We start from the raw sequence: 6,512 nt of genomic DNA on the forward strand, positions 1-6,512 counted from the left end.
GGGGCCGTCGGGGCCGCACGGGCGGCGGGGCGGGCCGGCGCCGCGGGGGACGGGGGCGGGCGGCGGAGGGCCGTGGGGGCGTGGCGGGCATGGGGGGACACCTCCGCGAGGAACAGCCGAACGAGGGATCCTGAGCACCGTAGGCCGATACGATCTGCCGCCCGGTGCACCGGCGCCGGTGGCGCGCAACGGTGTCCCCCGTTCGCGGTAACGTGAGCCCCCTATGAACGCCAAGCCCGACGTGCAGCTCCCCGCCGTGTCTGTGATCATGCCCGTCCTCAACGAGGAACGGCATCTGCGCGGAGCCGTCCAAGCGATCCTCGCGCAGGAGTACGCCGGCGAGATGGAGGTCGTGATCGCCCTCGGTCCGTCCACGGACCGCACGGACGAGATCGCCGCCGAGCTCGTCGCGGAAGACGCGCGCGTGCACACCGTCCCGAACCCCACCGGCCGCACCCCCGCCGCCCTCAACGCCGCGATCAAGGCCTCCCGCCACCCGATCGTCGTCCGCGTCGACGGGCACGGCATGCTCTCGCCGAACTACATCGCGACCGCCGTACGGCTCCTGGAGGAGACCGGCGCGCAGAACGTCGGCGGCATCATGCACGCCGAGGGCGAGAACGACTGGGAACGCGCGGTCGCCGCCGCGATGACCTCCAGGATCGGTGTCGGCAACGCCGCCTTCCACACGGGCGGTGCGGCGCAGGCCGCCGAGACCGTGTACCTCGGTGTCTTCCGGCGCGAGGCCCTGGAGCAACAGGGCGGCTACAACGAGGAGTTCATCCGCGCCCAGGACTGGGAGCTCAACTTCCGGATCAGGGAGGCGGGCGGGCTCATCTGGTTCTCGCCCGAGCTCAGGGTGTCGTACCGCCCGAGGCCGTCGGTCAAGGCGCTGGCCAAGCAGTACAAGGACTACGGCCGCTGGCGGCACGTCGTCGCCCGCTACCACGAGGGCTCCATCAACCTGCGCTACCTCGCCCCGCCGACCGCGGTGTGCGCGATCGCGGCCGGGATCGTGGTCGGCGCCGCGCTGACCCCGCTCGGTTTCGTGATCCCGGGCGGCTACCTCGCGGCGATCGTCCTCGGCTCGCTGCCCGCGGGCAAGGGGCTGCCGCTGAAGGCCCGGCTCCAGATCCCCGTCGCCCTCGCCACCATGCACATGTCGTGGGGCTACGGCTTCCTGACCAGCCCGCGCTCCCTGGCCCGGCGGGTCATCGCCTCGCGCCGGCCCGCCGTCCTGAACGAGGTGTGAAAGGGGCGCCCCCCGGGACCGAGGGGCGCCCCCGTCACCAGGTGAAGCCCGGGTTGACGTGCATGCAGGCCGAGTCGTCGGCGCCGTTGAGGGCCTCCGCGGTCTTCGGGGTCGTGTCGTCCTCCTCGGGCGCCTGGTACGCCGTACCCTCGCGCCAGTCGGCGCCCACGACGAGCGTGACCCCGGAGACGTCGGTCGACTTCTTCACCGAACTCATCGGGATGCCCAGGGACTTGGCGACCGCCTGGGCGTCGCCCTCCAGTTCCGCGCTCGGGTAGCGCACGAGCGTCTTCGCCTCGCTGAGCGACGCGGAACGGTCGGAGACCGCCTTCTCGAAGCCCTTGTCCACCAGCAGGCCGGCCACCGTGCTCGCCCGTCCGCGTGCCGCGGCCAGGCTGTCGGTGCGGGTGCCGTTCTGCACCAGGACCCCGATCTCGTCCTTCGCGGCGGCCGTGTCGTCGGAGGCCTCCTCCGCCTTCTGCGCGGTGGCCTTCTTCGCGTCCTTGCCGTCCAGCGCGATGTCGTCGCGCACCAGCCGGAAGAGCTGCTCGGCGTCCTCGGTGGGCTCCACGCGCGCGCCGACGTACCGGTTCGGCATGGTCGTCATGGTGATGCGCTCCGGCTCGACCTTGCGGAGCTCGTTGCTGAGGTCGTAGAGCTTCTTCACGGTGCCGAGCCCCGAGTCGACGGTCAGGGCGCTGGTGGCCTGCTCGGCGAGCTTGCGCAGCTTGTTGGGGCTGCTCAGGGTGGCGTTGGCGCGCAGCTCGCGGACCATCGAGTTCATGTACATGTGCTGGGCCTTGGCGCGGGCGAGGTCGCTGCCGTCCTCGAAGCCGTAGCGGGTGCGCAGCCACTGCAACGCCTGCTCGCCCTTGACGGAGGTGGTGCCCTTCTCCAGCTTGAGGCCCGAGCCGTGCCCCTGGCTGTCCCGCGAGTGGATGTTGGCGTCCACGCAGACGGGCACCCCGCCGATGGCGTCGGCCATGGACACCACGCCGGCGAAGTCGACCATCACGAAGTGGTCGATGTGGATGCCGGTGAGTTCCTGCCAGGTGGCCACCGTGCACCCCGGGCCGCCGTGGCCGAGGCTCTGGTTGGTCATCACCCGCCCGTTGCTCGCCGCGTACACCTTGCCGTCGTCCGGGTCGGTGCACTTGGGGATCTTCACCAGGGTGTCGCGGGGCATGCTGACGACCGAGAGGTTGGTGCGGTCGGCGGACAGGTGCAGCAGCATCTGCACGTCCGCGAGGGGAGTGGAGCCGAAGGTCTCCCTGGCGCCGCCGAGTTCCTGGTTCTCCTTGCTGTCCCGGGCGTCGGAGCCGATCAGCAGGATGTTCAGCGGGGTCTGGCCCGCGGCGTTCGGCGTCGGCTCGGCGACCTTGTTGTCGCCGAGGTTCAGGTCGTCCTGCTCGATGTTGGAGTTCAGGTGCCGGTAGTAGAGGTAGCCGGTCCCGCCCGCCGCGAGTATCAGCACCGCGAGCGTCGCCGCCGACCATCTGAGCAGCCGGTGCTTGCGCGGCGCCCTGCGGCTGCCGTGCCCGCCGTCCCCCTCGGTCGCCGGCGCCGCTTCCTGCACGCTGTATTGCGTTGTCAACGTTCCCGTCCTCCCCGCCCACCCCACCGGATCCGCGGTCATGCCACGGGCCCGCCGCACGTCTTAGACATACGACGGGGCCGTGAGGTTGCCCTGTGAACCTGTGCGAGACCTGGGCGCCGGCTCGCGGTACCCCGTGAACCCCGGCCGGCGCGCCGCGTCTTGTCCGCCGTGGACCTCAGCTAGCGCACTGCGTCTTGTCCGCCGTGGACTTCTCCACGTCCGGTGCGGACGCCGTGGCGGAGTTCAGCTTCACGCCCGCGCCCTTGAAGTCCTTGCCCAGGGTGAGGGTCATGGCGGGCAGGCCCTGGGCGTTGGTGACGCTCTTGCCGGGCTTCAGCGCCGAGCCGGACAGCCCCATGATGTCCGCGAGGCGGCGCGCCTGGTCGGCCTGGTCGGGGTCGTACTCCAGGGTCGTCCTCGCCAGGGCCGCCTCGGCGTTGCCCGCGTTGTCGGACTTGGTCACGCCCGCCTCGGTCTGGAGGTAGGCGAGCTGCCGCTGGGCGCTGCCGGCGGCCGCACCGCCGTTGAGGATGCGCACCCGCACCTCGGACGCGGCGGACCTGGTGCCCTTGAGCCGGGCCGCGACCGCCGCCTTCTCCTTCTTCTCCTGCGCCTTGACCTCGGTGAAGGAGACGTCGTTCTTGATCGCGTCGAAGATCGAGGGGGCCTTCGTCTCGTCGACGACCACCGTCGCCTTGACCGTCTCGGCCGGGTTGTCCTTGACCGGGACGGTCATGAAGCTGATGTTCTTCGTCGGCACCTTCTTCAGCTCCAGGGCGATGTCCTTGAGCGTGCCGACCTTGCCGATCGCCTTGTCCACGGTGAGCGCGTTGGTCGCGGCCTCCGCCAGCTTCAGCAGCTTGGCGGGGCTGGTGAGGGTGTCGCCTGAGGTCATCTTGCGCATCAGCGAACCCAGGAACTGCTGCTGCACCTTGATCCGGTCCAGGTCGCCCTGGTTGCCGAAGGCGTGCCGGGTGCGCACGAAGGCGAGGGCCATTTCACCCTCCACCTTGGACGTGCCGGCGGGCAGGACGAGCTTGGACTTCTTGTCGTCGACGGCGTTCTCCACACAGACCTCGACCCCGTCCACCGCGGAGGTCAGGGTCTTCACCGCGTTGAAGTCGGCCATCACGAAGTGCTCCGGCTTGATGCCGGTGGCCGCCTCCACGGTGCGCATCGTGCAGCCCGCGTCCCGGCCGCTCTCCCCGAGGCTCCGGTTGAAGCGGACGCCGTCCTGCCCCGCGACGACCGACGTGGAGCCGTCCTCCTGCTTGGTCTCGCAGTCCGGGATGTCGACGATCAGGTCGCGCGGGATGCTCAGCGCGGTCGCGTTCGTCCGGTCCTTGGAGACGTGCAGCAGGATGTTGGTGTCCGCGTGGCCGACGCTGCCCTTGTCGCCGTAGCCCTCGTTGCCCTCACCGGTGCGCTTGTCGGTGCCGATGATGAGGATGTCGAAGGCCTCGTCCTTGCTGAAGCTGCTCGCGGCCGCGTCCCCGACGTCGGTCGTGCCGACGTTGCCTTCCAGGTGCTTGAGGTAGAAGTACCCCGTCGTGGCACCGGCGACCAGGACGAACGCCATCGTGCCGCCGGTCCACAGCAGCGCCTTCTTCGCCTTCGACTTCTGCTTGACCGGCCGGCGTCCGCGCCGCCCCGGCAGCGGCTCCTCGGGCGGCCCGCCCCGGCGCCTGCGCGGCGGCGGGACGTCCCGGCCGGGGGCCGCGGGGGTCGTCGTACGACCACGCGGCGCTCCCGGCCGGCTCGGTGCGGCCGCCGATCCCCGCGGACCGGGAACGGGCGACTGCGCTGCGGAAGGGGCCAGTCGCAGTTCGTACTCACCGGTGTTCGGATTGAGCACCCACTGGTCTGCGGGGTCGACGTCGTCCGCCCGCCCACGGCCTTGTGCGTCCACGGTTGTCCGAATCCTCCGTCAGGGCCACGCGGCGATCGCTGGATCGCTCACACTATCCGCCCGATCGGGCCTTGAGCGACGTGAGTTGTTCCCGTGCCGATTCCGTGAGCATGTACGTACGCCCGGCCCGCTCCGTTCGACTACCAGCGGTACACCGAGTACACGTCCATGCACTGTCCGGTGTCCGAGCCGTTGATGGCGTCCGCGTTGCCCGGCACGTCACCGGCCCTGGCCTCGGACTGCTTCGGATACACCGTCCCGGTGCGCCAGTCGGCGCCCACGACCAGGGTGACCCCGGACACATCGGTCGACTTCTTCACCGAACTCATCGGGATGCCCAGGGACTTGGCGACCCGCTGGGCGTCGCCCTCCAGGTCGGCGCTCGGGTAGCGCACGACGGTCCGTTCCTCGGAGAGCCCCGTCGTCGCGTCCTTGGACGCCTGCGAGAAACCTTTTTGCACGAGCGCGGCGGCGATCGTGCCGGCCCGTCCGCCCACCGGGCCCAGCGTGGCGGTCGCCGTCGCGTTCCGGACCAGGACGCCGATCTCGCCGTCCGGGGCCGAAGGGGCCTTGGTGGGCCCGCTGTCCTTCTTCCTGCCGGACCCCTTGCCCTTCTTGTCGAGGGGCACGTCGTCGCGGAGCATCTCCCACAGCTTGTCGGCGTTCGCGCCGTCCGGCACGACGTGGTTGCCGTCCCGCGGGTCCTCGACGTTCGGCATCGTCACCGAGGTGATGCGGTCCGTCGGCACCGACTTGAGCTGCATGCCCAGGTCGTAGAGCTCCTTGACCGAGCCGATCTCCTCGGACACCTGGAGGGACTTGGTGGCCGCCTCGGCGAGGCTCATCAGCCGCGGGGTGTCGGTGAAGACGTTCTGCCCCTTCAGCGTGCGGATCATCGAGTTCAGGTACATGTGCTGGGCCCTGGCCCGCATCAGGTCGCTGCCCCAGGCGTGCCGGGTGCGCAGCCACTGGAGGGCCTGCTTGCCCTCGACCTTGTGGGTGCCCGCCGTCATCTTCAGCCCGGAGCCGCCCGGCACCGCGGCCGTCGGTCGGTCCCACACGTTCTGCTTCACGCAGACGGAGACCCCGCCGATGGCGTCCGCCATCCGCACCACGCCCGAGAAGTCGATCGTCATCCAGTGGTCGATGTAGACACCGGTGAGGTTCTGCCAGGTGGCGAGCGTGCAGCCGGCGCCGCCGCGGGCCAGCGAGGTGTTGATGATGTCGGTGGTCGCCGGGTACGTCTTCCCGGTGTCCGGGTCCGTGCACTTGGGGATGTCGACACGGGTGTCGCGCGGAATGCTCACCATCGCCGCGCTCTTGCGGTCCGCGGAGAGGTGGATGAGCATCTGCACGTCGCCCAGCGGCGGGTTGCCGCGGTTGTCCCGGCTGCCGCCGAGCCGCACGTTCTCGTCGGAGTTACGGCTGTCCGAGCCGATCAGCAGGATGTTGAGCGGCGTCTGCCCGGCCGCGTTGGCCTCGGTCCTGCGCGCCTTGGAGTCACCGCTGCTGCGCTCGCCCTTGCGTATGTTGCCGTTGAGATGCTGGTAGTACAGGTATCCGGCGCCGGCCGTGCCGAGTATCAGCACGGCGAGCGTGGCCGCCGACCATCGCAGCACCCGGTGCCCGCGTCTGCCGCGCCGCCGCCCGTGCCGGCTGCCGCCGTCCCCTCTGCCCCCGCTCCCGCTGCCGCCGCCCCCGCCGGCGGCTCCAGCCGGCCCGGAGCGTGCCGGGAAACCGGCCGCGCCCCCTCC

The 6,512-nt window shown here is 70.7% G+C and carries 4 protein-coding genes; 1 reads left to right on the top strand and 3 read right to left on the bottom strand.

All coding sequences use genetic code 11. The features are described from left to right. Positions 1–223: 223 nt before the first annotated feature. The gene (locus AOJ26_RS40525; protein WP_053853326.1) at positions 224–1,252 is read left to right on the top strand and encodes a glycosyltransferase family 2 protein; all 1,029 of its coding nucleotides are present in this window, start codon (positions 224–226) and stop codon (positions 1,250–1,252) included. 34 nt (positions 1,253–1,286) lie between these two features. On the opposite strand, the gene AOJ26_RS40530 is transcribed toward AOJ26_RS40525, so the two are convergent. The 3 genes from AOJ26_RS40530 to AOJ26_RS40540 all read right to left on the bottom strand — a co-directional run. Then, a complete protein-coding gene (locus AOJ26_RS40530) occupies positions 1,287–2,888 on the bottom strand; it encodes an LCP family protein (protein WP_373413134.1) in 1,602 nt (533 codons plus the stop codon). 136 nt (positions 2,889–3,024) lie between these two features. Continuing rightward, entirely contained in the window at positions 3,025–4,758 is a 1,734-nt protein-coding gene (locus AOJ26_RS40535; RefSeq protein ID WP_053853328.1) for an LCP family protein, read from the bottom strand. A gap of 140 nt (positions 4,759–4,898) precedes the next feature. Continuing rightward, positions 4,899–6,512: LCP family protein (locus tag AOJ26_RS40540; protein ID WP_053853329.1), on the bottom strand; the 1,614-nt coding region annotated here is incomplete at its 5' end.

The organism is Streptomyces sp. NRRL B-24085 (genome assembly GCF_001282115.1).
Taxonomy (GTDB): Bacteria; Actinomycetota; Actinomycetes; order Streptomycetales; family Streptomycetaceae; genus Streptomyces.

Bases quoted from the DNA above. Each gene is read 5' to 3' on its own strand.
- AOJ26_RS40525 (WP_053853326.1), top strand. From the start codon at position 224: ATGAACGCCAAGCCCGACGTGCAGCTCCCCGCCGTGTCTGTGATCATG.
- AOJ26_RS40530 (WP_373413134.1), bottom strand. From the start codon at position 2,888: ATGACCGCGGATCCGGTGGGGTGGGCGGGGAGGACGGGAACGTTGACA.